This window comes from Synechococcus sp. A18-25c (assembly GCF_014280035.1).
In the GTDB taxonomy this organism is placed as follows: domain Bacteria; phylum Cyanobacteriota; class Cyanobacteriia; order PCC-6307; family Cyanobiaceae; genus Synechococcus_C.
Genome location: NZ_CP047957.1, coordinates 1,098,761 through 1,120,630, shown reverse-complemented (window position 1 = coordinate 1,120,630; position 21,870 = coordinate 1,098,761). Strand labels below are relative to the sequence as shown.

General features: G+C 53.7%; 35 protein-coding genes. 18 read left to right on the top strand and 17 right to left on the bottom strand.

What is annotated here, in order from left to right; genetic code table 11:
• Window positions 1-3: 3 nt before the first annotated feature.
• Window positions 4-2,199, top strand: coding sequence for a peptidase domain-containing ABC transporter (locus SynA1825c_RS06205; protein WP_186470759.1), 2,196 nt, complete (start codon window positions 4-6; stop codon window positions 2,197-2,199).
• Between the two features lie 43 nt (window positions 2,200-2,242).
• Window positions 2,243-3,853, top strand: coding sequence for a TolC family protein (locus SynA1825c_RS06200; protein WP_186470758.1), 1,611 nt, complete (start codon window positions 2,243-2,245; stop codon window positions 3,851-3,853).
• A 49-nt stretch (window positions 3,854-3,902) separates the two neighbouring features.
• Here SynA1825c_RS06200 and SynA1825c_RS06195 read toward each other — a convergent pair whose 3' ends face one another.
• On the bottom strand, window positions 3,903-4,568 hold the full coding sequence (locus tag SynA1825c_RS06195) for an SDR family oxidoreductase (RefSeq protein WP_186470757.1): 666 nt from the start codon (window positions 4,566-4,568) through the stop codon (window positions 3,903-3,905).
• 88 nt (window positions 4,569-4,656) lie between these two features.
• Between SynA1825c_RS06195 and SynA1825c_RS06190 the strand changes: the two genes are divergently transcribed.
• The 3 genes from SynA1825c_RS06190 to SynA1825c_RS06180 are packed head-to-tail and all read left to right on the top strand — an operon-like array spanning window position 4,657 to window position 6,412.
• A complete protein-coding gene (locus SynA1825c_RS06190; RefSeq protein ID WP_186470756.1) occupies window positions 4,657-4,842 on the top strand; it encodes a hypothetical protein in 186 nt (61 codons plus the stop codon).
• Window positions 4,839-5,642, top strand: coding sequence for a PhzF family phenazine biosynthesis protein (locus SynA1825c_RS06185; protein WP_186470755.1), 804 nt, complete (start codon window positions 4,839-4,841; stop codon window positions 5,640-5,642). Before SynA1825c_RS06190 ends, SynA1825c_RS06185 begins: the two co-directional genes overlap by 4 nt.
• A 50-nt stretch (window positions 5,643-5,692) precedes the next feature.
• Window positions 5,693-6,412, top strand: a complete 720-nt coding sequence (locus SynA1825c_RS06180; protein WP_186470754.1) for an alpha/beta fold hydrolase — start codon at window positions 5,693-5,695, stop codon at window positions 6,410-6,412.
• A gap of 53 nt (window positions 6,413-6,465) precedes the next feature.
• On the opposite strand, the gene SynA1825c_RS06175 is transcribed toward SynA1825c_RS06180, so the two are convergent.
• From SynA1825c_RS06175 to SynA1825c_RS06165, 3 genes are read right to left on the bottom strand one after another with little or no spacing between them, the layout of a single operon-like run.
• Window positions 6,466-7,203: a hypothetical protein gene (locus SynA1825c_RS06175; RefSeq protein ID WP_186470753.1), complete on the bottom strand. Its 738-nt coding sequence runs from the start codon at window positions 7,201-7,203 to the stop codon at window positions 6,466-6,468.
• A gap of 5 nt (window positions 7,204-7,208) precedes the next feature.
• Window positions 7,209-7,727, bottom strand: coding sequence for a nucleoside deaminase (locus SynA1825c_RS06170; protein ID WP_255477097.1), 519 nt, complete (start codon window positions 7,725-7,727; stop codon window positions 7,209-7,211).
• 22 nt (window positions 7,728-7,749) lie between these two features.
• Entirely contained in the window at window positions 7,750-7,899 is a 150-nt protein-coding gene (locus tag SynA1825c_RS06165) for a hypothetical protein (protein WP_222930040.1), read from the bottom strand.
• 323 nt (window positions 7,900-8,222) lie between these two features.
• Between SynA1825c_RS06165 and SynA1825c_RS06160 the strand changes: the two genes are divergently transcribed.
• The 3 genes from SynA1825c_RS06160 (at window position 8,223) to SynA1825c_RS06150 (ending at window position 9,545) form a co-directional block, all read left to right on the top strand.
• Window positions 8,223-8,372: a Nif11-like leader peptide family RiPP precursor gene (locus SynA1825c_RS06160; protein WP_370593801.1), complete on the top strand. Its 150-nt coding sequence runs from the start codon at window positions 8,223-8,225 to the stop codon at window positions 8,370-8,372.
• A 189-nt stretch (window positions 8,373-8,561) separates the two neighbouring features.
• On the top strand, window positions 8,562-8,837 hold the full coding sequence (locus SynA1825c_RS06155; protein ID WP_186470751.1) for a Nif11-like leader peptide family natural product precursor: 276 nt from the start codon (window positions 8,562-8,564) through the stop codon (window positions 8,835-8,837).
• Window positions 8,838-9,110: 273 nt separating this feature from the next.
• A complete protein-coding gene (locus SynA1825c_RS06150) occupies window positions 9,111-9,545 on the top strand; it encodes a secondary thiamine-phosphate synthase enzyme YjbQ (RefSeq protein WP_186470750.1) in 435 nt (144 codons plus the stop codon).
• 75 nt (window positions 9,546-9,620) lie between these two features.
• Here the strand turns inward: SynA1825c_RS06150 and SynA1825c_RS06145 are convergent, their stop codons facing one another.
• Together SynA1825c_RS06145 and SynA1825c_RS06140 are read right to left on the bottom strand one after the other, a co-directional pair.
• Complete coding sequence (locus tag SynA1825c_RS06145) at window positions 9,621-10,553, bottom strand: N-acetylmuramoyl-L-alanine amidase-like domain-containing protein (RefSeq protein WP_186470749.1); 933 nt, start codon at window positions 10,551-10,553, stop codon at window positions 9,621-9,623.
• Between the two features lie 207 nt (window positions 10,554-10,760).
• Window positions 10,761-11,015, bottom strand: a complete 255-nt coding sequence (locus tag SynA1825c_RS06140) for a hypothetical protein (protein ID WP_186470748.1) — start codon at window positions 11,013-11,015, stop codon at window positions 10,761-10,763.
• A gap of 145 nt (window positions 11,016-11,160) precedes the next feature.
• Between SynA1825c_RS06140 and SynA1825c_RS06135 the strand changes: the two genes are divergently transcribed.
• Entirely contained in the window at window positions 11,161-11,319 is a 159-nt protein-coding gene (locus SynA1825c_RS06135; RefSeq protein WP_186470747.1) for a hypothetical protein, read from the top strand.
• Window positions 11,316-11,840, top strand: coding sequence for a hypothetical protein (locus tag SynA1825c_RS06130; RefSeq protein WP_186470746.1), 525 nt, complete (start codon window positions 11,316-11,318; stop codon window positions 11,838-11,840). Before SynA1825c_RS06135 ends, SynA1825c_RS06130 begins: the two co-directional genes overlap by 4 nt.
• Here the strand turns inward: SynA1825c_RS06130 and SynA1825c_RS06125 are convergent.
• Window positions 11,837-11,992 (bottom strand): hypothetical protein, encoded by a 156-nt coding sequence (locus SynA1825c_RS06125; protein WP_186470745.1) that lies wholly within the window; start codon window positions 11,990-11,992, stop codon window positions 11,837-11,839. The two genes, SynA1825c_RS06130 and SynA1825c_RS06125, sit on opposite strands and share 4 nt — an antisense overlap.
• Before the next feature lie 133 nt (window positions 11,993-12,125).
• Here SynA1825c_RS06125 and SynA1825c_RS13520 point away from each other — a divergent pair, with 133 nt between their 5' ends.
• Both SynA1825c_RS13520 and SynA1825c_RS06115 read left to right on the top strand, forming a co-directional pair.
• Complete coding sequence (locus SynA1825c_RS13520) at window positions 12,126-12,356, top strand: hypothetical protein (RefSeq protein ID WP_186501435.1); 231 nt, start codon at window positions 12,126-12,128, stop codon at window positions 12,354-12,356.
• A 636-nt stretch (window positions 12,357-12,992) separates the two neighbouring features.
• A complete protein-coding gene (locus SynA1825c_RS06115) occupies window positions 12,993-14,453 on the top strand; it encodes a glycosyl hydrolase family 57 (RefSeq protein ID WP_186470743.1) in 1,461 nt (486 codons plus the stop codon).
• Window positions 14,454-14,455: 2 nt separating this feature from the next.
• Here SynA1825c_RS06115 and SynA1825c_RS06110 read toward each other — a convergent pair whose 3' ends face one another.
• Window positions 14,456-14,758 carry a TIGR03894 family protein gene (locus tag SynA1825c_RS06110; protein ID WP_186470742.1) on the bottom strand — a complete coding sequence of 101 codons (303 nt, stop codon included), beginning with the start codon at window positions 14,756-14,758 and terminating at the stop codon, window positions 14,456-14,458.
• A 140-nt stretch (window positions 14,759-14,898) separates the two neighbouring features.
• Here SynA1825c_RS06110 and SynA1825c_RS06105 point away from each other — a divergent pair, with 140 nt between their 5' ends.
• Window positions 14,899-15,276, top strand: a complete 378-nt coding sequence (locus SynA1825c_RS06105) for a DCC1-like thiol-disulfide oxidoreductase family protein (RefSeq protein ID WP_186470741.1) — start codon at window positions 14,899-14,901, stop codon at window positions 15,274-15,276.
• Here SynA1825c_RS06105 and SynA1825c_RS06100 read toward each other — a convergent pair.
• From SynA1825c_RS06100 to SynA1825c_RS06090, 3 genes are all read right to left on the bottom strand, one after another.
• Complete coding sequence (locus tag SynA1825c_RS06100; protein WP_186470740.1) at window positions 15,267-15,425, bottom strand: hypothetical protein; 159 nt, start codon at window positions 15,423-15,425, stop codon at window positions 15,267-15,269. The two genes, SynA1825c_RS06105 and SynA1825c_RS06100, sit on opposite strands and share 10 nt — an antisense overlap.
• A 115-nt stretch (window positions 15,426-15,540) precedes the next feature.
• Window positions 15,541-15,708, bottom strand: a complete 168-nt coding sequence (locus SynA1825c_RS06095; RefSeq protein WP_370523194.1) for a hypothetical protein — start codon at window positions 15,706-15,708, stop codon at window positions 15,541-15,543.
• 320 nt (window positions 15,709-16,028) lie between these two features.
• Window positions 16,029-16,835 (bottom strand): prohibitin family protein, encoded by an 807-nt coding sequence (locus tag SynA1825c_RS06090; RefSeq protein ID WP_186470738.1) that lies wholly within the window; start codon window positions 16,833-16,835, stop codon window positions 16,029-16,031.
• Window positions 16,836-16,967: 132 nt separating this feature from the next.
• On the opposite strand from SynA1825c_RS06090, the gene SynA1825c_RS06085 reads away from it, so the two are divergent.
• From SynA1825c_RS06085 to SynA1825c_RS06075, 3 genes are read left to right on the top strand one after another with little or no spacing between them, the layout of a single operon-like run.
• A complete protein-coding gene (locus tag SynA1825c_RS06085) occupies window positions 16,968-17,465 on the top strand; it encodes a hypothetical protein (protein WP_255478469.1) in 498 nt (165 codons plus the stop codon).
• On the top strand, window positions 17,465-17,635 hold the full coding sequence (locus SynA1825c_RS06080; protein ID WP_186470736.1) for a hypothetical protein: 171 nt from the start codon (window positions 17,465-17,467) through the stop codon (window positions 17,633-17,635). Before SynA1825c_RS06085 ends, SynA1825c_RS06080 begins: the two co-directional genes overlap by 1 nt.
• A gap of 5 nt (window positions 17,636-17,640) precedes the next feature.
• Window positions 17,641-18,135: a WbuC family cupin fold metalloprotein gene (locus SynA1825c_RS06075; RefSeq protein ID WP_186470735.1), complete on the top strand. Its 495-nt coding sequence runs from the start codon at window positions 17,641-17,643 to the stop codon at window positions 18,133-18,135.
• A gap of 3 nt (window positions 18,136-18,138) precedes the next feature.
• On the opposite strand, the gene SynA1825c_RS06070 is transcribed toward SynA1825c_RS06075, so the two are convergent.
• Together SynA1825c_RS06070 and SynA1825c_RS06065 are read right to left on the bottom strand one after the other, a co-directional pair.
• On the bottom strand, window positions 18,139-18,783 hold the full coding sequence (locus SynA1825c_RS06070; protein WP_186470734.1) for an SOS response-associated peptidase: 645 nt from the start codon (window positions 18,781-18,783) through the stop codon (window positions 18,139-18,141).
• A gap of 14 nt (window positions 18,784-18,797) precedes the next feature.
• Window positions 18,798-18,980: a hypothetical protein gene (locus SynA1825c_RS06065; RefSeq protein ID WP_186470733.1), complete on the bottom strand. Its 183-nt coding sequence runs from the start codon at window positions 18,978-18,980 to the stop codon at window positions 18,798-18,800.
• Between the two features lie 47 nt (window positions 18,981-19,027).
• Here SynA1825c_RS06065 and SynA1825c_RS06060 point away from each other — a divergent pair, with 47 nt between their 5' ends.
• Window positions 19,028-19,183, top strand: a complete 156-nt coding sequence (locus tag SynA1825c_RS06060; RefSeq protein WP_186470732.1) for a hypothetical protein — start codon at window positions 19,028-19,030, stop codon at window positions 19,181-19,183.
• 18 nt (window positions 19,184-19,201) lie between these two features.
• Here SynA1825c_RS06060 and SynA1825c_RS06055 read toward each other — a convergent pair whose 3' ends face one another.
• Entirely contained in the window at window positions 19,202-19,723 is a 522-nt protein-coding gene (locus tag SynA1825c_RS06055; protein WP_186470731.1) for a DoxX family protein, read from the bottom strand.
• 244 nt (window positions 19,724-19,967) lie between these two features.
• On the bottom strand, window positions 19,968-20,387 hold the full coding sequence (locus SynA1825c_RS06050) for a nuclear transport factor 2 family protein (protein ID WP_186501426.1): 420 nt from the start codon (window positions 20,385-20,387) through the stop codon (window positions 19,968-19,970).
• An 86-nt stretch (window positions 20,388-20,473) separates the two neighbouring features.
• Here SynA1825c_RS06050 and SynA1825c_RS06045 point away from each other — a divergent pair, with 86 nt between their 5' ends.
• Window positions 20,474-20,689 (top strand): chlorophyll a/b-binding protein, encoded by a 216-nt coding sequence (locus SynA1825c_RS06045; RefSeq protein WP_186470730.1) that lies wholly within the window; start codon window positions 20,474-20,476, stop codon window positions 20,687-20,689.
• On the opposite strand, the gene SynA1825c_RS06040 is transcribed toward SynA1825c_RS06045, so the two are convergent.
• A complete protein-coding gene (locus SynA1825c_RS06040) occupies window positions 20,667-21,536 on the bottom strand; it encodes an NAD(P)-dependent oxidoreductase (RefSeq protein WP_186470729.1) in 870 nt (289 codons plus the stop codon). The two genes, SynA1825c_RS06045 and SynA1825c_RS06040, sit on opposite strands and share 23 nt — an antisense overlap.
• On the bottom strand, window positions 21,536-21,826 hold the full coding sequence (locus SynA1825c_RS06035; RefSeq protein WP_255478468.1) for a hypothetical protein: 291 nt from the start codon (window positions 21,824-21,826) through the stop codon (window positions 21,536-21,538). Before SynA1825c_RS06035 ends, SynA1825c_RS06040 begins: the two co-directional genes overlap by 1 nt.
• Window positions 21,827-21,870: the final 44 nt, after the last annotated feature.

The following is a 21,870-nucleotide window of genomic DNA, read 5'->3' as shown; positions in this document are numbered from 1 at the left end:
ATGATGGCAAATAATAATTTCAATGAGATCCAAGCATCATCAAAAGCAATTCAGTCATTGCTTAGCCTGGATGTGTCAACTCAAAAGGATCATGAGTCGTTCAATAAGAGCACTATCGAAGATGAAGCATACAACTTAATTAATAAACTCAGGGAGTTATTCGGTCTTGACCAACAGCAAATAATCCAGTCGCGTAACACTCTTGAAGATTTATTAGAGTCTAATGGGTTCTATTATCGCCCTTCAAACATTAGTCTTGACTACGGTAAATATGAACAGATTCCTCTCGTTACTATCAATAAAAAAAATGGCTCACTCGTTATTATCCATGAAATTGGATCAAAAACAAAGATCTTCGATACGACACTAAATACCTACATTAACGGAAAAAAGTTTGAGCAAGAAGATGATCAAACTGTTTACGAAATTTTCCCAATCTTTCCCGAAAATCTCGATACTTTTTGGGAACTCCTCAAATTTTCATTCCCTGCTGTCAAAAGAGATTTTATATTCGCTGCTTTAATCTCAGTTTTCGTCACAGGGCTATCACTTCTCTCACCAATCATCACATCCAGAGTGGTAGGAGACGTTGTTCCAAGCGGAAACATCGGTTGGATCATTTCAACGTTCATAATCACTGTTGTGATTGCTCTCTATTCATCGTTGATGACATGGCTTCAGTCGTTCTTTTTACTTCGATTTACACAAAAATTAAGTCTCAGGATTCAGATTCCAATCTACCAAAGAATTCTTTCCTATCCCATCTCGTTTTTAGATCAGTATAAGATTGGCGACTTATCATCGCGTGTTACTTCAGTCAACAGCCTACTTAGGTCATTATCATCATCAGCGCTATCGACAATCATCAATATCATATCTTTGATTGGCTTCATGGGATTGATGATTAATTATGATTGGCAACTTAGTATTTTTGCGATTGGATTGATCATCACCATTGCAGGCATACAAACTGGTATTTTCAGACGTCAAATTGTTTACGAAAAAAGCTTCGTTGAAGAAGAAGCTAATTTCTATGATGAGACATTGCAATCATTGAATAATATTGCACAAATTAGAACCTCTGGGAGTGAACGATCAATTATCGAACGATGGAGTAAATCAATATTCTCTTTCACTTCTCTTCGCTTTAATGTCAATCTTCTTTCTAGCTACAATTCAATCATATCGAGCTTTTTAAATAATTTTGGCTTGTCTTTGATTTACGCAGTTTTAATTTACCGGTTACTCAATTCAAGTGATATCAACGAACTCGGATTACAGGCGTCCACTTTTATTATTTTTTCGAGCGCCTTTTCTAGTTTTTCAACGAAGTTTACACAGCTTGTTGATCTATTTAATACGGTGTTGGGTCAAGGTTGGGTCGATTTCAAGCGGGCTATGCCGCTAATTCATCAAAAACAAGAAGAGGGTTTGAATACCATTAAAAAGCAAATCACTCTTAACGGTCTTATTCAATTTAAAGATGTCACATTTTCTTATCCAGGGTCTGACAATATAATTTTAGACAAAGTAAGTTTCACGCTTTACCCTAATCAATTTAATGTTTTATTTGGCCCCAGCGGATGTGGTAAGTCAACAATTATCCTTATCATCTTAGGTTTTTATCCAATTCAATCTGGATCAATCTTTATCGATGGGCACGAATTATCAGAACTTGATATCAAGCATCTCAGGTCACAGATGGGAACAATCCTTCAAACAACTGTTCTTCCAGTTTCATCAATCAAAGATGCTTTAACATCTGGTTTGGGCGAATCAAATGAAACAATCTGGAGAACACTTGAGCTTGTTAATCTATCAGAAGAAATAAATGCTTTGCCCATGAAATTAGAGACAATCTTGTCCGAGGGTGCTGGTAATATTTCTGGAGGCCAGAGGCAGCGCCTAGGCATTGCCCGTGCTCTCTTACGCGAACCCAAGGTTTTATTAGAAGACGAATCGACATCGGCGCTTGATAATTATTCCCAACGCGTTATCGTCGAAAACTTGAAAAGTATTGGCGTCAGTCGCATCGTCGTTGCACACAGGATCACAGCAATCCAAAGCTGCGATCACATTATTGTTCTTCAAAAGGGTAAAATCGAATTCGAAGGATCTTTCGAAAACAGCCTTGTAAACTCCAATTATATGAAGGAGGTGATGCAAAAATACCGCTCACAAAGAACAGAGGTGGATTAATCCAATGAGACGAAACCTTTTCTTTACCATGTTATCGATCAAGATGGCCTTCAAAGCTTCGATAGCGGCACTTTGTTTGGTCCCACTTGCGTCTACTTCTCATGCGTATGATTTATCCATAAACCTAGATCAACTGAGTGATGCACCAGAAGGATTCTTTAAAAAAGAGCTTTTACAGACAATTTCTACCCAACACTGGCAACAAGTCGAAAATTTTCTAAATAAGAGCACAAACTATCCAGATGCGAGGTCATTCACGCTGAAGGAGTGCATCGATTTTGCATTTGCGAATAACCCAGAAATCAAACAACAACTGAGTGATCTGGAATCCAGCCGAGATCGACTGACCGCAGCGACCAGATCCTGGAATCCAACTGCTTCCATTTCCAGCGAAAGCTTCACCATCAATGGAGGCGAATCATTCAACGACCGTCGAGAGGAGACTGATCCATCTCAATCGAATCCGCTTGGAACCATTCGAAGGAGTCGAACGACAGACACAACCAACTCCCGAGCAACGAGTCGGGTTCAAGCGGAGGTGACTTGGCAATTTCTTGACTTTAGCCGGCAACCCACCATCAATTCAGCTTCAGCGTCTTACTCCGCTCAACGCTATGGATTTTATTTGTTTTCTCGAGACCTCGTCAGTCAAATACAAACGACATACTACCAATTATTAGCCCAAAAAGATCTCATTACCTCGTACACGATCATTGCTAAATCGCAGAAGCTCTCCGCTGAAGTCCAAAGAGCCAGATTCGATGCAGGTCGTGTCAGCCTTCAGGATTTGGGCCAAAGTTATGCAGCGTATTACAACACTCTCTCACGACTGATTCAGTCTATCCAATCCTATTATGAGTTTTCTAGCACACTGGCTAGACTCGTTTCACTCCCCGAAGAAACCTTTATTATCACCAAAGGAGAAAGCAAATTTCAAGCAGACTGGCCATTTGGTCTCGATGAATCAATAGCATTGGCAAGGCTAAATAATGATCGAGTCCTTCAAGCAGTTGAACTCTCCGAAGGATCAAAATGGAGTGGCATTTCACAATTAAATAGTACGCTTCCGAAGCTATATTTATCTGCCAACGCAAATTATCTAGGGAGTGAGAGCTCGCTCAACAGCAATCAAGACGTTGAATTAGAGAGCTCTGGGGCAGGAATCAATGGAGATAGCTACACAACAACCAGCGTTTGGTCTAGAGATTCGAACTATGATATTTCCGCGTTGATTGGATTTCGATGGACGTTTTATCAGGGTGGCGTCAATGATGCCAATGCATCCTTTGACTTTAATCAATCCAAAGCGTTTGAATTTGAAGCAGAATCGATTCGTAATCGTGCCACTGAAACCGTGAGAACGACAATCAATGCTCTTGATTCTGCAACGCTTGAGTTCATGACTGCGAAAGCAGCAGCTGATTCGTCTAAAATTGCATATATTGCAGCAGTGGCCCGAATGAATGCAGGTCTCACTGATATCACAGCACTTAATCAGTTAGCTCAACAATATCAAGACGCAATTACCTCAAAAATACTTTCGATTCAGAATTACAATACACGTCTATCAACGTTGTATCGTGAAACAGCTATTTGGCCTCAAGATGCGGAAGGAATTGCCGATCAGCTCCTGAACCAAACAGGTCTTCAATGAGTCCAGAAGAGATAAAAATCGTCGGTCTCGTTTGATGCTTTTAGCCGGGTCACCAGGGAAGAATCTCACCATTGGCATGCCAAAATGTTCCTGACGTTTCCAAGGAAAGCGCATCGATTCTTTGCAGCAGTCCTCGAACAGCGGTCTCTGGAGAAATTCCGTTGGGATTAAAGCGGATCATGCGTGTTCGAACCAATCCAGGATGCAGAATTGCTACAGCAATGCCACGCGGTTTCAGGTCAAAGGCCAGTGATTTTGCTGCACTATTCAGAGCTGCTTTCGACATCCGATAGCCATAGGAACCACCAGACGTGTTGTCATCCATCGACGCCATCCGGCTACTCATGAGCGACAACTTGGAACCTGCCGGCATCAATTCAGATAGAGCTTGAGCCAACATCAGCGGAGCCAAAGCATTCACCTCGAACTGGCGGCGAATGGCATCAGGATCCAGCTGATCGAAAGCGATGGTCTCCAGAATTCCGGCATTGAGGATCACACCATCCAACACCGTTCCTTCAAGCCTGCGAGCCAGTTGATCGGGTGCATCCCGAGACGTTTGATCCAAACCGGCTTCAATGCGTACAGGTAGTGCCTGAAGCTCGTCTGAGGGCTCACGGCACACAGCGATCACCTGATCCCCGCGCCGCTGCAGTTGTCGACAAAACTCGAAACCGATCCCCCGGTTAGAGCCGGTGACTAGAAACGTTGACATGAATGCGTCAGGTGAAAACAACCATCCTCTCGGGTGGAGGCAAGGAGGATCCAGTGTTTTAAAGAAGGCTCAAAGAGCCATCAGTTGGATGGATCAGAACACACCTTCAGCACCCTCGCTCAAACAGCTGTTGTTACGCGGTCTTCGCATTGCAGCGAGCACGGTTGCTCTCGTGGAACTGCTGCGCAATGACTGGGCCGGAGGTGGATTGGCCACCCTGGCCTGGCTCGTGTTCACACAGGTGGAACGCCGTCAAAGCAAGCAGACGTCATGAACCAGGCCATTCCCATCCAGCAGGTGGCTGCCTTTGCTAATGCCCCATTTGAAGGCAATCCGGCTGCCATCTGCATGTTGGATGCCTGGCTACCCGACGCACTGATGCAAGCGATCGCAGCGGAAATCAACCTCTCTGAAACAGCCTTTGTGGTGGAAGCTGACGGGTGCTACAGGATTCGTTGGTTCACTCCCAGCTGCGAAGTGGATCTCTGCGGTCACGCCACGCTCGGCGCCGCCTACGTGCTGTTTCAGCAAGACCATGAATCTGATCAGATTCAGTTCGATTCCAACAGCGGAGAACTGGTCGTTGAGCGTCAGGGTGAAGGTCTTACGCTCAACTTTCCAATCCAACGCGCCAAGCCCTGCGATCCACCGGAAGGGATACGCAACGCTCTGGGGGTCACCCCATTGGCCTGCCTGCTTGGAGAAGACCTGATCGCTGTTGTCGCCGATGAATCAACGGTTCAGGGGCTGACACCAGACCTTGGAGTTGTGGCATCACTGCCCGGTCGGGGGTTGATCGTGACGGCTCAGGGCCATGAAGTGGATTTTGTCAGCCGATTTTTCGCACCGGGGATTGGGATTGATGAAGACCCCGTGACCGGATCAGCCCACTGCAGCCTCATTCCCTACTGGGCTGAGCGATTGGGACGCAGCACCCTTGATGCTCGGCAACTGTCGAAGCGGCGTGGATCCCTTCACTGCCAACTCGCTGGCGAGCGCGTGAGGATCACAGGGGGAGTGATGCCTTTTCTGAATGGTTTCATTGACCTCTCAGATGCATCACTGACGAGCTGATCCCAACCGATCACATCAGAATTTTCATGCAACGTTTGACCTGAGAGTCCATGGCTGTGTTCTTACTCGTGCATGGTGGATCTCATGGCAGTTGGTGCTGGGACGCTTGTGCTGAAGTACTCCGGCGTGAAGGTCATCAAGCGGTGAGTTTCGATCTGCCAGGACATGGGCAAGATCCAACGCCGCGCGATCAAGTGACCTTGCAGGCTTACGGCGAAGCAATCCGCGATCAACTGGAGCGGTGCGGACCTCAACCCCCAGTTCTCGTCGGCCATTCACTGGCCGGCATCGGCATCGCTGAAGCCATGGCAACAGCGCCGATCGCTCTCGATCAGCTGGTCATGGTGGCCGCACTGGTGCTCAAGCCCGGAGAACGAGCCATCGACCGTATTCCGGAGAGCCGTCGTCCGAGCTACTTCGAACTTGCGGAGGCATCAGACGATCAAAGTATCTCCCTGCATGCGGACGTCACACGCAAGCTGTTTTTCAACGACCTGAATGAGAGCCAAGCCGCTGCTTATCACGCCCAACTGACACCCCAGCCTCTAGGCGTGTACCTGGAAGAGAGCCCATTCGACCTGTCCACCCTCACTTGCCCCAGGCATTACCTCGCCTGCAGGGACGACCAGGCCCTAGGGCTGGAGAGCAACCTGTTGTATGCGGCGCGGTTGGGGGGCACCACGCGCATCCTTGAAGCTGGTCACGATGTGATGCTGTCAGAACCCGACATGCTCGCGCAGGTGCTCATGGCTCTTCTCGGCAGAGGTTGACGTCGATGCATCCCACGTCAACCAACTCTCTCCATGGTCTGACGAGGTGGTGATCAGCCGAGATTCCATGAACACACGCATTGAACAACGCTCAGCACAAACCCATGGGGGCTGAGGTCTGAGGCATCCCAAGGCATTCCCGGCCATTGCGAAAACAGCGTCAACAAAAACAGCTGCACCAGCAGAACAGATGTAATGCCTAACCAGGTGAAGCGCGTTGAAGACGTGTGCAACCAGTTCTCATACAGACGACTGAGCCGAGGCACTAGAAAATGCCCAGTCAGCTGCACGGTGATGAAATTGCTGACCAACATATTCAACGGCAGCGGGAGTGTCGCAAGGGTTGAATTGCCCAGCAAGATCAACACCATGACTGACGGATAGAGGGCCAGCCAGACCAGCAGATTCACCTTCCAGACTGGCACCTTTTCAAGCTGTCTCGCCTGAATCCACTGATCAAAAGAATCCGCCTCAAGCGTCCCGTAATAGCGGTAATCCATCAGAGTTTCGGCCTGGTGCAGCAAACGCCGCCGCTCTGGGCTGTCCAACCAATGCAAACATTGATTGAGGGTTTGAAAAACGATCCGTGTCGTGGCCAGCACATGCTGTCCATCGTCTTTGTCCTGAAATGAGATCGACTGTCCGCAGTATCCATCAAAACCACAGGCCGCCTCATTCATTTGATGCTGCAAGAGCTCAAAAGATTGCTTTTTCTCAACAGGAATCACACTGTGGATGGTGTAAACGAAATCACCCGAATCGAGCCATTCCGAGTCATTCGAGAAAGCCATCGCCTTCAGTAGCGAGCCCCATCAGGGAGCAAACGAAATTCCTTCCAGACGTCAAACGCCTCACCCTGAAGAATCTGCGTGAGCTTGATTTCGCGCTTGTCTTTGGCCCGTTGCATGTCCTCATTGATCTCCTGATCGGAGAACAAATCGCTGTAATCCGACCAAGCCGCGGCATAGAAAACAGTACGGATGCCAGCCCAATACGCCGTTGCGTAACACATCGGACAACACTCACAACTTGTGTACAACACACAACCACTGAGGTCCCAGGTCCCCAGCGTTTGACAAGCCGCCCGAATGGCGTTGACCTCAGCATGAGCACTGGGGTCGAGATCCCTCACAACGCTATTTCCAGCTGCGGCCACGATCTGTCCGTCCTTGGCGATCACAGCACCGAAGGGCCCACCTGTCTTGTGCACCACGCCAGCGTCCCGCATCAGACGGATCGCTTCACGCATCAGCGCCTGATCCTGATCCGAGACCATGCTGTCGCCAACCTCTCGCCACAGAGTGGCCAAGGCCACCTAGAGCGGCAAGCGGTGGCAATCAACGCCGACGCGCCCACGACCACACAAACCAGACAATCAGTGCCACCAGCACCCAAGGCAACAAAGCTCGCAACACCAAGACGGCTACGAGCAGCACCAGCAGGCTCACCACACCACGCTTCACCAACGCCTTGCTCTCCTCTGTCATGTATTGCCAGCGGGGGATGAGAGCCATACTCGAAAACCTAGTAAGGGACAGGAATTAAAGGATCCGTGACGACATCTATACGCTGGCAAATACGCGCAGCGCAGAAACTGCGCACAATCCACGCAACAACATGCGTAGCCCCTTTTAACAGCAGGCGAGTGGATGAGCACTACGGACAGTGCCCAAGCTCTTGGCGTTAGCTCAGCAACTACGTAGGGTCCGTTTGCCGGGCAGCGGATTAGCTCCCGGCACCGACTTAAAGGCTTTCAAGACATTGGAGCGGGCCATCCGATGAGGGCCGGGTTTCAGTCGCAGTTCTTGCGATTGTGACAGAGGCTGGCTTTAGCATCTCTGCTAATGACTTGAAGAAAGCTCAATCAGAAATTTCAGATGAAGAACTGGAAAGTGCAGCCGCTGGTAATGATGCACAACGGGATAGATGGTGTTGGTTTGGTGACTCTATGTGTCAGTGAACAATTAGGCTAGCTGTGGACCAGTCTACACACTTAACACTCCTACATTGACGCGACTTATTTCTGCAATTACACCCAAAAGCCCACTCACCTGCCTCCTAGACCTGGCACGATTGAGCGCAGTAAATATTAGCCAAAGTCACTGCAGCTATCCCTTGCTATGACCAGCCTGTAGCTCCACGCCCTCCTATGTCAGAAGAGCAACTCAAAGCCTTTCTAGAGAAGGTCAAAGGCGATACCAGCCTTCAGGAAAAGCTCAATGCAGCAGCCTCACCTGAAGCTGCTCTTGAAATCGCCAATGACGCAGGGTTTGCAATTACTGCGGAAGATATTCAATCAATGCAATCGACAACGGGAGAAGTGTCAGATGAGGAGCTGGAAGGTGCAGCAGGTGGACGTTGCATTCGGAGGTCGGCCGTAATTTGTCACTTTTCAAACCCAACAAAGGCGAATGTCAATTGTTAATGATTGGGGTGGTTGTTGAGCCTACGCCCTCAAAGCCCTTGCATTGACAGGGGTTTTTAATTACTTCAATCACGCCAATAATCCCATCAATCAGCCTCCGATACCTAGCACCATCGCCCGCACTCTTAGCGGGCTTTTTTATTAGATACAGACATCACTACCGACCGTTGCTATGACCAGGCTGTAGCTCCACATCCTCCAATGTCAGCGGGGAAGTAGAGCCATGTGGGATTTCCTGGAGCAATCATTCAGACCAGAGGCCAGCATGACGGAATGACCTCCCAGCTCCTCAGCCTCAGCACCGAGGCACCTTTTCAGTATCTGCCACTTACTGCAGCGCTGCGTCAATTCGTGCAAGTGCATGGTGAGCGCGATGGCGCTGTGGTCGTGTCAGGCCAGCACACCACCACTGCCGTGATCATCAACGAACTGGAGGAACGGCTGCTGATGGACCTGAAACGGTGGCTCAGCCGGATGGCTCCTCCGGGCGATGACTGGAAGCATGACGACCTGCATCTTCGCCCAGGCATCCCTGACGATGAGCCACGCAATGCCCATGCGCACTTGCAGGCTTTGCTGCTGGGCAACCAAGTGACCGTGAATGTCTGCAATGGAGAGTTGCAACTGGGCCAGTATCAGGACGTGCTGCTGGTGGAACTGGATGGACCACGGCAACGCAAGGTGTCATTGCAGTGGCTTTCGGCGTGAGACTGTGCAGCACCTTCTCGACCGAGGCCCCAGCTCCATCTCAGAACGAAGACGGCAAGGCGAGCATCACTCACCTCAAACGTTGTCTGAATGCTGGGTGCCGATTGCCGAGGCTGTGGGTCTCACAATCACCACACCAATGGCGTCGGGGACCGAACGCAGGTAGCGGGCCAACCCAGGGGAACGCATCACTCCCTCGCCTGGGGCAGCATGGATGGCATCCATTCTTGAACCTGACCTGACCAACACACCGGTGTGACTGACATCGAGGCCCTCCACACGGGTTGCGATCGCGAACAGATCACCGGATTGAAGACTGGGGAGAACGGATTCAATTGCTCTTAGTGGAATGAACCGCTGCTGAACCCGATGGGAGTTTTCCAGAGCGTTGATGCAATCGAACAAAACATTCGATCGCAACTTGGGATAAAGAGCGCGATTGGATGACATGAAATTCAAGGACAATGATCGCGAAACCTCTCCTTCTAACGCGAAATCAGCCTCCAGCATTCCCTGCTTGACAGCTGAATCCACCCAGTCTTGGAAATAATGCCAACGATTGCAATAGGAAACATCGCCATCGCGATAGCGCAAGCTCTGCGTGCGCGCAGAGAACTGATCAAAAGACTGCGACCATGCCAAAGCCAGAAGCTGCTCAACAAACAACATGCAATCAAATTGCGTGAGATCGAGACGCAGCTTTTCAGCACCATCAACATCAAGAGACATGGCGAGATAAGGGCTGCCGACAAACGATTCAGCAAGGCGTGCCATGGCCTGATTCACCGACAAACCCGCAATCAACGAACGTCGCGTCGCGAAGCGATTGCGCGTATCACCAATCACCTCAATATCGCTGCCGATCTGAAGGCTGAGCGTGTTCGACGCGATGCCGTCGGCAGATGTCGTTGCTGCATTCGATCGCGTCTGAGCAGCATCAACGGACCCAGATGACCACATCCCGATCGCAACGATCAGAGCGCTCAGGGCCCACCGAGAACGTTTCATGGAAGGAAGCAATAGGGCACAGTCAGGCCTGCCGACCACCGAACCAACAACAGAGTCGACGCCCATGGCAAAACTCCGACCACAGCACCCACCTTGCCCATCATTTCACTGATTCATGAAATGCATCCGAGCCTGAATCGGACAACCCAAAACGCAAACGCGTTCGCACGCATCAGCAATGGGTTCGGCAGCGGAATCAGGATTGAATCAGCTCTGAACAGCGTGGCGGCGGCGACCAAGCGGCTCAATCCAGTGCTCCAGCACGTCGCGGTGATGAAGCCATTGAGGCGTCACCCGACACCCGAGATTCACCACCCCCTCATCCATCAACCGACCCAGACGAATCGCCGCGGCCTCTTCGTGGCGTGAAAACTCATGCTGATGAGACGCCAGCCAGTCGACCTCACCCTGCGTGATCACGCCACTCGACAGGCTTTTCAAAAAGAGTTCCCCCAACGTCATGACTCTTTGTAACGAACTTGTTACATCCTGTCGGCCTGACGCGCCAACCGCGAATCCGACGCCGAATGACCGAAAACCCCAACAACCAAGCCGACACGACAAGCCATGAAGTTTTTTTAAGATACGCAAACTAAATTGCTGTGCCATGCAGCTGAACCTCTCTCAGCAGTTCGAATCCGAGTCGCTCAAGCGGATGATCGATTCCACCACCGATGTGCACGAGCTCCAGTCCCTGGCTCGTGAACTCGCTGATTTGTACCTGCGACAACGCGCAGCCACGGCGTGGGTGGTGTCGGAGCGATGAGCGAGGGCCGCTGGCCGGAGCTGCTTCGCCAAATCCCGACTGCCGAACTGGACAAACTGGCCATCCTCCGGGTGTTGGAGTGCAGCAACGGGATGATCCAGCTCCTCTTTCGGGAGGGCCATGCCGATGCGCTCAATGCCGAGGACACCCGCAGGGCAATGCGGTTCTCGATGCGTTGCATCAAAGGCATGGAAATCCCCCTAGGACAACAAACTCTTCGCTTCGACAGCACCACGCAGGAGCTTCTCATTGAGATCCGAACGCTTTATGTGAACGGGATCAAACGCAACGACAGCGCAAATCGCAGCGAATTTTTCCGGGCCTCCAGAGCCAATCTCGAAGCGATCGGCCACGAACGCCTGGAAAGCGCTCGACGTCGACTGTTTGCCGAGTGCTACGACCTACCGGTGCACACACTCGACTGGGGGATGGACTACATCAAGGACGTCTTGACTTCAGTGCGCCCGAAGGAAGCCGAAAGTGCTCTAGGCGAGACAACAGCCAAGTGCAGCAAGACCTAAAGCCCGAAAATGGTGCCCAGCAGATCAGCTGGGTGCGAAGTTCGTTGGGTGCGCTGCATCTCCAGCTGCAGGGCCAGCACGACGTGGGCCATAAAACGAACCGCCGAGAGAACGGCAAGGCCCATGCAGAGCGGACAGTGAAGCAATCCCATGAACGGAGCTTCGGATCATTCCCAGTAGCTCACAACCTTGCTTTCCATTTCTTGACGAAGACGGATCTCGTGCATCGGCACTTGACATCAAACCCGATCCTCGGCTAGTACAAACGTACTATGCATCGACGGGATGGAGGAATGGACCTTTGTGGACGAGCATGAGCTGTTGTCGTTCCGTGGGAGTGAAGCCTGCATGACATGCCAGCACTTCACCCACGGCGTCGATGCCCATTGCCACACGCTGGTGGCGTGTCGGCTGCGTCAGCAACGTCTTGCCGATGGAGAGCACCTGACCAGGCGCTGCAGATTGTGGACACCAACGTGGCATCAAGAAGCCGGCTGGGCTCCGGAATACAGCTGACCATCACCGGCACGGGACCAGCTCACACATCCAAGCCTTCAATCATCCAAGCCCTGCAACAATCCAGAGGCCTGATGTGCCGCGAATCCATCAAGCACAGCATTTTCACCATCACCCAGCTGATGTGAAACAGCAATGCGCGATTGCACCGATTGCCTCATCAGATCAGAGCATCAACACTGAATAAAGACAACAGGAGGTACCGCATGCCGGCTGACACTCCACCTGAGCAAGCCTGAGAAGCCTTTCGACTGTTCGCCCCTGCTCCAGCGCTCCCCCAACCAACGCCAGACTGCACCAGTCAGGATCACCATCACAGATCCATGCAGTTCTGATCCCACTGGATCCTGGCCCCAGGCGCCCACAGCCGAATTGTTCGCTTCTGCTCACCCTTTCCTTTGCTTCATTCACTGTCCTTCGCAACGGATTCAACCAAGGATTCACGCTCAGCATCAGACAGGAAGCCAATGAATCAACGAGCGAGCTAGGCCGTTTCATTCATCGGAATGGGGCGGTCATTCGAGACCAGCCAATCTGGCTGGCAACAACCCCCAGGATTCAGAGCCAACACTGAATCCTGGGGGTCTATTCATGAGCAAAATTTGCACGATTTAAGGACTCAACACCTCATCCGCCATGGCAGAACAATCTGATTATTTATCAATCTGCGGACGAGAACAGTCCATCCAATCCTTAATGCAGAACCGCGAATACTTCTGGCAGGCATCAGAGAGCCACGACACAAGGCATTTGCGCTCGGCGTTCGCGTGCGCCCTCCACATGCATCAGCCAACGGTGCCAGCCGGCCCTCATGGAGAGTTGATCTCTCACCTGCAATACATGTTCGATCATTCAGACGAAGGAGATAACCACAACGCTGAAGCCTTTGCGCACTGCTATCGGCGCATGGCTGATCTGATTCCCGAACTGATCGAGGAAGGATGTGAGCCACGAATCATGCTCGATTACTCCGGCAATCTCCTCTGGGGGCTTGCGCAGATGGGACGAGAAGACATCATTCAATCTCTGCGATTTCTCGCCTGTAATGACGCAATGCAACAGCATGTGGAATGGCTCGGCAGCTTCTGGGGACATGCCGTCGCGCCATCCACACCCATCCCCGATCTGAGCTTGCAGATCAGGGCCTGGCAGCACCAATTCGCCCGGCTGTTCGGAAACGATGCCCTTCGCCGCGTTCGCGGTTTTTCACTGCCAGAAATGCATCTCCCCAACCATCCCGACACCCTGTTTGCACTGCTCCATGCCCTGCGCGATGCGGGATACCGGTGGTTAATGGTTCAAGAACACAGCGTTGAACAACGGGATGGCTCGACGCTGAGCGCACACCAGCGTTATGTGCCCAATCGGCTCATGGCTCGCTCATCCACAGGCGACGAAGTCAGCATGATCGCCCTGATCAAGACCCAGGGATCAGACACCAAACTCGTTGGCCAGATGCAACCGTGCGCAGAAGCCCTTGGGCTTGAGCGTCAATGCATCGGAGGCGTGCAAGTGCCTTCGCTGGTCACCCAGATCGCAGATGGCGAAAACGGCGGCGTGATGATGAATGAGTTTCCGGATGCATTCCGACAGGCAAACCGTCGCATCCGCGATCAAGGCGTGGCCACAGCGGCCCTCAACGGCAGTGAATACCTGCAGGCACTCGACGACTTGCAGGTGTCATGGGATGCGTTGCCCCAAATCCAGGCCGTGCATCAACACAAACTCTGGACCCATCTCGGCGCGGCAACGAAGCCAAGCAATCTCAACGACGCCATTGCCGCGCTGCAAAAGCAGGACCAGTCCCTGGCCATGGAGGGAGCCTCATGGACCAATGACCTCAGTTGGGTCAGGGGATACGAGAACGTGCTCGAGCCGATGCAACAGCTCAGCGCAACCTTCCATCAGGTGTTCGATACGCGGCGCTCCGAACAGCCATCGATCACCACGACAGACCTCTACCGAGATGCGCTGCTGCATCTGCTGCTGCTGGAGACCAGCTGTTTTCGATACTGGGGACAAGGGCTTTGGACCGATTTCGCCCGAGAGATTCACCGCCGTGGTGAATCTCTGCTGTTAGCAGCGCGATCCGCCTGAACTCAGCCAGCAGCACGGGAACGACGACGCACCACACGACGGCCGTCCGGAGTTTGCTCCACCTCTGAGCCTGAATCAGCGGTTTGAGTCACATCCTGACCCTGGGGCTCGCTTTCAGGGGGTTCCTGCTCGGCGATCACCCCCACAACGACAGCGGCCTGCACCTGATCCTGGAGATCACCGATCACCATCAGGGCCTTGAGCGTGAGTTCCAGGCGTGACTCCCTGGGCAGTCCTGGACGCAGCTTCTTGACTGAGCCCCAGAGCTCAAGCGCTACCTCTCTGAGGAGTTCCTTGTCTGCCATTCGAGCCGATGCGATCGGATAAGTCGATCGGATCAACTTACTGTTTGGGGTGCAGCCGTTCGGAAACGCCGCCTGGCTCTTCAAGCTGAGAGACGGCCAGAACATCCACGCAAAAGCTTTCCAGCAGCCAGGATGTCGCGATGCCAATCACACTCGTTTACGACGGTGGCTGCCCCTTCTGCCGTCATTTCGCACGCCGCAGTGAATTACTCGGAGGGCTGCCTGATCTGACCATCCGCGATGGACGCAGTGACCACGAACTGCGAGGAATGTTGCGCCGCCGAGGCTTCAACCTCAGCAATGGAGCTGTGTTGATGGAAGGAGAACGCATCTGGCATGGCAGCGACGCCATTGCTGTGTTGTGCCAACACCTGACTCCGAGTGATCCCCTGCTGCAATTGCTCCATGGCCTGTTCCGGAATCCCCGAAGAGCCAATCTTCTGTATCCAGGGCTCCTCGCTGCTCGACAGCTCGCTCTGGGGTGGCGAGGGCTACCGCTCGACCCTGATCAGGCTTGAGCCTGGGACTCCACCGCGAAGGTGCTGCCAGTGGGAATCACTTGTGGTGCTCGATCCATCTGAAAAGCGAACTCCTCGAGCTCAGCGTGCATCTCCAAAAGCATCACAGCCAGCGAACGAGCCAATTCCCGGCTGAAACTGTTCTCCATGGACCATTCGCATTTCAAGACTCACAGGTTTTAGAGACTTCAGGGGGTCAGCCGTGAGCTGCGTGAAGGTGCCGTTACACGATGGCCGCCTCCTGACCCGGAGGCGGCCTGTGGTTCATCCGTGCTCTCGTTGCCAGCGGGTGTAATTCGCTGCTGAGAACTTGTGGCCGTGGCGCAAACCAACCTTGGCGACGCAAGCGGTGTCACCGCCGCACCGCTCCACTTCACGGCGGATGTCGTCATTGCCGTTGGCTCGGGCCAGGAATGACTCCAGCTGTTTCATGGACATGAAGAACCTCCAAAGGGGGGTTCCCCACGGCTAACCCCGTAGAGAGCAGAGAAGGAATTCCATCGGTTTTTCTTCCCCGAACCTTGTCGAATCAAATCAGAGTCCCCCGTGGACTGGGGGATCGCTGTTGGCGCGATGGCTGTCTTGGCAGTCGCTGTGTTGGTGGTGGACCCAAAAGACCTGGGCCTCGCTGGGGCAGGACGCGATGGCGAACCCTTACGCGCATGTGAGCCGCACAGTGCGTGATCACCCCCATCAGCAACACGAGAGCGATCCCGGTAGCGGCTCGCCGCTTCATGACGACATCTGGCCCGTCATCGCCTGCCGACAATCACGGGTGGCGTACCGCCAGCCACCCCCGGCAGACCAGGAACCACCTGGGTCTGCCCATCCCATTTGTCGAGGAAAAGCTTGTAGAGCACTTGGTCATCAAGACTCTTGTTGAGCGTGTCGTAGCGGAGCGCTTCTTGCTCAGCAATCTTCACTTCGGTCTGCGCCCTCAGCAGTTGCTGCTCGGCAATCTGTTTTTGCTCAATGGCGGCACGGTATTCCTCGGCGATTTCCAGGCCTGTGAGATCAAGACCAACCACTTTCACGTAGTCGAACTGATCCAGCTCATCGGCGACAGTGGAGGCCACCAACGCAGAGATGTCGTTCCACTCCGAGGCGATGGTCACCAGCTCGTATTGCGAAAACACGGACTTGAGCGCTTTCAACAGGGACGGCTGAATGATGCGCGGATAAACGTCGCGATCACTGCTGGCGATGGTGCTGTAGACACGGCCTGCTTCATCAGGGCGCAGGGCATATTTGATCGTTGCTGTGGCCTGAATGACCTGCAGATCCTTGGTGAGGGTCGCAAAGTTCTCAGGCTTGACCTGCGTGCGGATGCTGAAGGGCCACACTTGTTGCACCAAAGGAAGCTTGGCGTTGAGTCCCGGCTGTCGAGGAGCCCCACTTACTTTTCCCAGGGTGGTGATCACGGCCACCTCACCAGCAGGGACCACAAAAAGCGCCTGCCCCAAGAGCAGAAGTGCCGCCAGCACAATGGCGACAATCGCGACCAGGCCTCCTTCAGGTCCACCAGGATTGACCGATCGCATCGACGAAGGACTCTGCATGCGGAGAAAGAGCTGTGCACGGACTGTGGACTTCTTCTAGCGACCGTGAAGCGACACTGCTGACTGGGCCGCCCAAACCCTGATAGCGTCCAAAGATCAAGCTCCGTTGCCGCTGTGAGAAGCCTGGCCTCCTTGCTGATCGCTGCGCTTCTTCTGGTCGCTCCTCCGGCCTGGGCAGCTGACCTGCGTCTCGATGCGGTGGCCTTGATGCCATGCGACGCGTCTGACCCTGGAGCTCAGCCCAGCACCAGCAGTCTCAGTCGACGCACCAACATCACCAGCCCAGAAGGTGCCAGCTGTTATGTGCTCAGCGGCACTGTCCACAATCCAGGTCGCAATCCAATTGTTGATACAGACGTCTACGCGCGCATTCTTGATCGAAGCGGTGAACCGGTGCTGCAGAACCGTACGCGCGTCGGCTCGATCGGTGACGTCGACCCTGGCGATCATTCCTTTGCCCTTCGCCTGGCCATCCCCGCCGGCACCCCTGGGCCTTTCGAAGTGAAGAACCCGCGAGCGCGTGGTTTCAACGCCCCGGTGCGCAGCCGTGCGGCCGACGATGAAGAGCTGCTGCCCCTTGAACAGGGTGTGGTGCGTTCTGATTTGGGATCGTCCGACGCAAGCAGCTGATGTTTCAGGCTCTCCGGGCAGGAGCAGTGATTCTGCTGTTGCTGATTGGCATGGTGATGGTGAGCTTTCACCCAAGGGCTCGACGATCGGAACTCAGTAAGCCCACGTTGCGCGACAACCGGATGATGCCCAGAAACACCTTGCGTCGTCTCAGAGAAGAACGGTGGTAGTGGCCATGGCTGATCTGAAGCGTCTGGATCAATCGCTGTTCAATCAAGTGGCGGAGCAGTCGCGTCAGCGTGATCGGCTGCGATGCAACCACAACCTGCATCAGGACACGGATGTGGTCCAGCGATTTCTCAATGTGCTGCAGCCAGGCACCTACGTGCGACCGCATCGCCATTGTCGCGAGCAGCAGGGATCCGGCTTCGAGTGCTTTCTTGTGCTGCAGGGCGCCATCGGCCTGCTCGTTCTGAATGAGGATGGAGTTTTACTCGAGACAGAAATCCTGCGCGCCGCCGGTCCTGTCAAAGGCATCGAACTGGCGGAGAATCAGTTCCACACCCTGGTGGCTCTTGAACCTGACTCCGTGATCTTCGAACTCAAGCAAGGCCCCTACCAGCCCACTCACGACAAAGACTTCATCGCCAGCTTCCCCCAAGAAGGGACCCCTGAAGCGTGTCAGCAGGAGCTGCACTGGCGAGCTTTCTTTCAAAACGACGTGCGGTGATGATCACAACCCCATGGATCCCAGCAGCGACAGTTGTCCTTGCTGAGACTCTGGTTCCACCAACTGCCATTCCGATGGGTCCCATGGGTTGAGCAATGGCTCCAGCGCACGCAGCTGATGCCCATCAGCAGGTGCCATCCAAGCCTCCTCCAGACCTTGGGGGATCGTTACGGGCATGCGTTGGTGAAAAGGTTTCACCAGGGCATTCGGAGTGGTGGTGAGGATCGTGCAGGTGTCGACTTCACTGCCGTCGCTTCCCAGCCAACGCTCCCAGAGGCCAGCCAACCAGAACGGCTGGCCGTCGACACGCTGGATTCTGCGGCCTTTCTCCAGAAAGGAACTGGCTGGAATCAGACAGCGACGATGTCTCCAGGCACCACGAAAACTGGCTTTGTCCGCCACCGTTTCGGAGCGAGCATTGATGGGTCTAGGGCCCCTCGTGGGATCTTTGCTCCAGCTCGGGATCAACCCCCAAAGCATCAAAGCCGCCTCAGGACCTGCCTGATCACGACGCAAAGCCAACACGGGTTCGCCTGGAGAGATCAGTTGGCGCGGAGAATAATGACGGCGATGCTCAGCATCCAGTCGCTCACGCAAGGGGTGCGGAAGATCGCCAACGGGACTGGACAACGCGAAACGGCCGCACATGTCGCAGCAACCTTTCAGGACTCTTGACGAAAGATACGTTCAAGATCACGGCGAAACTGTTCGCTGCTTAGGGGACGCTCCCCTCGATGGCGACGATTCCGCAGAAGCAGAGCTCCGATCCACCACACCTGCAGAGCTGCGAAGGCAACACCAAACACCAGCAAGCTGGCAGTAGGAGTGTCGAGGTCAAAAGCCATCAGCACTCCCCAAAATCGAGCACAATGAAAATCGATACCAATCGTCCATGAAGGAGATCAGCCTGCTGGAACTACTCGCACGCAGCGCGGCTCGCTTTGCTGCGGTCTCAGGGGTGCTTGCACTCGTGATTTGGTTGACTTGGGTCTTGCTTGATTTCGAGCACATGCAAAGTGGCTTCACCCTGCCTCAGTCGGTGTACTGAAGCAGGGTTGGCAGACTTTCAGCTCACACCATCCGGAACAACTGAGGTGCTGGAATTACCTGTTGCACGCTCGGTGGAGGCGAAGGCAGCTTCGAGACGATCAGTCTGAGACCGAACGTCGGGGTCGAAACGGCGGAGAATCAATTCATCGATGGCGAAACGCCCTGGACCAACAGCCAAAATGGCAACCGCTGCACCCACATAAAGACCAAGCAGCTCAAGGAGATAGATATTGAATCCGGACGTCACGATCGCGTGATAGATGGCCACGGAAATGGTTCCGAAGATGGCCAAGGCTCCAAAGCGGGTCAGCAAACCGGTAATGATCAGCCAGCTGCCACCAATCTCGGAGAAGGCAGCGATGTAAGAAAGGGTGATCGGGAACGGCAGATGCAAGGGCCTGACGAAAGCATCAGCGAAGTTCTCGATGTTGGCGAGCTTCTCGTAGCCGTGGTGAATCAACAGAACACCGGTAAAGACGCGGAGGATCAAGAGGCCAGCGTCAGCGAGAAATGGCTTTGAAAGGACAGTTCTGAGCACAACAGCAAAAACTTAATGACGAAAAATTAAGGATTCACCGCGTCCTTCCGCGAGCTCGCGCGGCAGGATCAGAACAAGATGAGTAAAACTACCTACCAACTCTGGGATCCACGCTCGGGATCGGAGACGACCATAATGAAATTAGGTAACGGGTGCTTGACATGACGAGTGAAGTTCTCATAACGCTCTTCTTGGGCTTCGGTGCTGCGACTACCACCCTGGCGTTTTGGAAGTTCAGTCGCAGTCAGTCCACAAAGCGTTTGTAAAGCCAACGCACAAACCCGCCGATCACCGGCACAGGCTCAAAGGTGGGCCCGACGAAATCAAAGTAGTCGCGGTGATCGCAGACTTTGCCCTCGCCATTGATGCGTAGGCGGCTGGCACCGGGGTAAATGAATTCGATTCCTTTGATCTTCAGCCCCATTTCCCACTCAATGAAGGCTGTGTCGCCTTCCACGGCGATGGAGCTCGGAACCAAATAAACGTCGTCACAGCGTTGGATCAGCCCCTCTTGGGCCTCGATGTAGGCCTTGATGCCCGTGCGCTCTTGCGTGGGATCCTGGAAATGAACGTTGTCGTCGTAAAGCTCACGCCATTGCGCCTCGGTCGGAGCAGCCATGCCGTAGGGCTTGGTAAACAGAGTGCGGAGACGATCGGCGTTCACGACATAAAAACATCCTGAGATCAAAACCTTATTCAGATCAACGGCTCTGTTGCATAAGCTCCACTGCTCCGCTGGCAACTGCCCCCATGGCTGATCCGCAGTATCACTACGAACCAATCGAGGCTTTTGGCGAAAGCCTGACCACCCGACGCCCCTGGAACACCTCCGCTCTGGAATTCGTGGAGCGCCTTAACGGGCGAACGGCCATGGTCGGCTTCGCAGCCGCTGTGGTGGGTGAACTCGCCACCGGCCATGGGCCGGCTGGTCAAGTGATGGGTCTCATTCGCTGGTATCTGAGTTGATCTTGGTGAGAGCGTGCAGCGCCGAATAATCGCCTGCATCCAGATCCGTACCTTCAGCGCGCTGAAGCAGCAGCGCCAACCCCTCCAGGGCAGACGCATCGACGCCAGCCCGCTTGGATTCCTGCAAAAAGAGATTCAGATCTTTTCGCAACAGGCTGGTGCTGAAGTTGGGATCCCCGTAGTGCTCCGTCAGCATCCGCCCGAGCTTCTTATCCACCGTTGGTGCATACAGAGCGGAGGGACGTAGCACCTCCATGAAACGCTCCACCTCCAGACCTGATGCCTGCACAAGTCGAAGGGCCAGCGAATACCCATGGGTCAGGCTGGCGATGAGTTGATTGAGCGCCAACTTTGCGGCGGCTCCAGTACCGACCTCGCCCATGTGCAGCGGATCGGAACCAAGCTGCTGCAACAAGGGACGTTGAAGCTCAAAAACCTCTGGATCACCGCCAGCCATCACCAGCAGCGTCCCTTTCTGCGCTTCCGGGCGACTGCCCAGCACAGGTGCTTCCAGGTAGCAGCCGCCCTGCGCTTTGACGTCCTTTGAGAGGCGCACGCTTTCACTGATCCCCATGGTGCCCATGGGGATCACAGTGCGCCCTTGCAGCGGCCCAAGACACTGCACAACCGCAGAGGTCACCGGACCATCCCGAAGCACGGTGACCACGGTGTCGGCATCCAGCAACGTCTCAGCAGGGCTGTCGCGATGCAGTGCTCCGGCACTGACCAGCGATCGACAGCGATCAGGATCCCGATTCCACACCTTGAGGCACATCCCCACCTCCAGGAGGCGATGACCAATGGCGGCACCGAGACGACCGGTGCCCAATAGCGCGATGGTTGTCATCAGATAGGACTAACCTCCTTCTGGGCCTGCAGCAGCACGTCACGCGCTTGGTTCAGCTGAACGGCAAGACGCTTGTGCGCCCGTTTCAACTTCTGCGCATCCAACCGTCCGGAGAGAGGCAACGCCAAGGTCTGTTGACCAGGTCTGCACTTGCTGGTGCTGCGCCCGCGTTCACCACTCGAGGTCGAGGCGGTCTTCGTTGCGACACCATCACATGGCATGCGTTGCCCATCCATCGAGGAGTCTCCACCTTGCTTGATTGAGCAACGGCTAACAGATCGGCGCCGCATGGTGGAACGGTGGCATCGAAGCACCGGGTTGAGGTGCCTGGTCC

Excerpts from the sequence above, each read along its gene's own strand:
- SynA1825c_RS06205 (WP_186470759.1), top strand. The coding sequence starts at position 4 with ATGGCAAATAATAATTTCAATGAGATCCAAGCATCATCAAAAGCAATT.
- SynA1825c_RS06165 (WP_222930040.1), bottom strand. The coding sequence starts at position 7,899 with ATGACAGAGGAGAGCAAGGCGTTGGTGAAGCGTGGTGTGGTGAGCCTG.
- SynA1825c_RS06155 (WP_186470751.1), top strand. The coding sequence starts at position 8,562 with ATGTCAGAAGAGCAACTCAAAGCCTTTCTAGAGAAGGTCAAAGGCGAT.
- SynA1825c_RS06195 (WP_186470757.1), bottom strand. The coding sequence starts at position 4,568 with ATGTCAACGTTTCTAGTCACCGGCTCTAACCGGGGGATCGGTTTCGAG.
- SynA1825c_RS06110 (WP_186470742.1), bottom strand. The coding sequence starts at position 14,758 with ATGGCAGACAAGGAACTCCTCAGAGAGGTAGCGCTTGAGCTCTGGGGC.
- SynA1825c_RS13520 (WP_186501435.1), top strand. The coding sequence starts at position 12,126 with ATGGAGGAATGGACCTTTGTGGACGAGCATGAGCTGTTGTCGTTCCGT.
- SynA1825c_RS06130 (WP_186470746.1), top strand. The coding sequence starts at position 11,316 with ATGAGCGAGGGCCGCTGGCCGGAGCTGCTTCGCCAAATCCCGACTGCC.
- SynA1825c_RS06040 (WP_186470729.1), bottom strand. The coding sequence starts at position 21,536 with ATGACAACCATCGCGCTATTGGGCACCGGTCGTCTCGGTGCCGCCATT.
- SynA1825c_RS06185 (WP_186470755.1), top strand. The coding sequence starts at position 4,839 with ATGAACCAGGCCATTCCCATCCAGCAGGTGGCTGCCTTTGCTAATGCC.
- SynA1825c_RS06060 (WP_186470732.1), top strand. The coding sequence starts at position 19,028 with ATGAAGGAGATCAGCCTGCTGGAACTACTCGCACGCAGCGCGGCTCGC.
- SynA1825c_RS06180 (WP_186470754.1), top strand. The coding sequence starts at position 5,693 with ATGGCTGTGTTCTTACTCGTGCATGGTGGATCTCATGGCAGTTGGTGC.
- SynA1825c_RS06145 (WP_186470749.1), bottom strand. The coding sequence starts at position 10,553 with ATGAAACGTTCTCGGTGGGCCCTGAGCGCTCTGATCGTTGCGATCGGG.
- SynA1825c_RS06105 (WP_186470741.1), top strand. The coding sequence starts at position 14,899 with ATGCCAATCACACTCGTTTACGACGGTGGCTGCCCCTTCTGCCGTCAT.
- SynA1825c_RS06100 (WP_186470740.1), bottom strand. The coding sequence starts at position 15,425 with ATGGAGAACAGTTTCAGCCGGGAATTGGCTCGTTCGCTGGCTGTGATG.
- SynA1825c_RS06045 (WP_186470730.1), top strand. The coding sequence starts at position 20,474 with ATGGCTGATCCGCAGTATCACTACGAACCAATCGAGGCTTTTGGCGAA.
- SynA1825c_RS06135 (WP_186470747.1), top strand. The coding sequence starts at position 11,161 with ATGCAGCTGAACCTCTCTCAGCAGTTCGAATCCGAGTCGCTCAAGCGG.
- SynA1825c_RS06075 (WP_186470735.1), top strand. The coding sequence starts at position 17,641 with ATGGCTGATCTGAAGCGTCTGGATCAATCGCTGTTCAATCAAGTGGCG.
- SynA1825c_RS06070 (WP_186470734.1), bottom strand. The coding sequence starts at position 18,783 with ATGTGCGGCCGTTTCGCGTTGTCCAGTCCCGTTGGCGATCTTCCGCAC.
- SynA1825c_RS06200 (WP_186470758.1), top strand. The coding sequence starts at position 2,243 with ATGGCCTTCAAAGCTTCGATAGCGGCACTTTGTTTGGTCCCACTTGCG.
- SynA1825c_RS06140 (WP_186470748.1), bottom strand. The coding sequence starts at position 11,015 with ATGACGTTGGGGGAACTCTTTTTGAAAAGCCTGTCGAGTGGCGTGATC.
- SynA1825c_RS06115 (WP_186470743.1), top strand. The coding sequence starts at position 12,993 with ATGGCAGAACAATCTGATTATTTATCAATCTGCGGACGAGAACAGTCC.
- SynA1825c_RS06065 (WP_186470733.1), bottom strand. The coding sequence starts at position 18,980 with ATGGCTTTTGACCTCGACACTCCTACTGCCAGCTTGCTGGTGTTTGGT.
- SynA1825c_RS06095 (WP_370523194.1), bottom strand. The coding sequence starts at position 15,708 with ATGAAACAGCTGGAGTCATTCCTGGCCCGAGCCAACGGCAATGACGAC.
- SynA1825c_RS06090 (WP_186470738.1), bottom strand. The coding sequence starts at position 16,835 with ATGCAGAGTCCTTCGTCGATGCGATCGGTCAATCCTGGTGGACCTGAA.
- SynA1825c_RS06125 (WP_186470745.1), bottom strand. The coding sequence starts at position 11,992 with ATGGGATTGCTTCACTGTCCGCTCTGCATGGGCCTTGCCGTTCTCTCG.
- SynA1825c_RS06035 (WP_255478468.1), bottom strand. The coding sequence starts at position 21,826 with ATGCGGCGCCGATCTGTTAGCCGTTGCTCAATCAAGCAAGGTGGAGAC.
- SynA1825c_RS06080 (WP_186470736.1), top strand. The coding sequence starts at position 17,465 with ATGTTTCAGGCTCTCCGGGCAGGAGCAGTGATTCTGCTGTTGCTGATT.
- SynA1825c_RS06150 (WP_186470750.1), top strand. The coding sequence starts at position 9,111 with ATGACCTCCCAGCTCCTCAGCCTCAGCACCGAGGCACCTTTTCAGTAT.
- SynA1825c_RS06175 (WP_186470753.1), bottom strand. The coding sequence starts at position 7,203 with ATGGCTTTCTCGAATGACTCGGAATGGCTCGATTCGGGTGATTTCGTT.
- SynA1825c_RS06190 (WP_186470756.1), top strand. The coding sequence starts at position 4,657 with ATGGATCAGAACACACCTTCAGCACCCTCGCTCAAACAGCTGTTGTTA.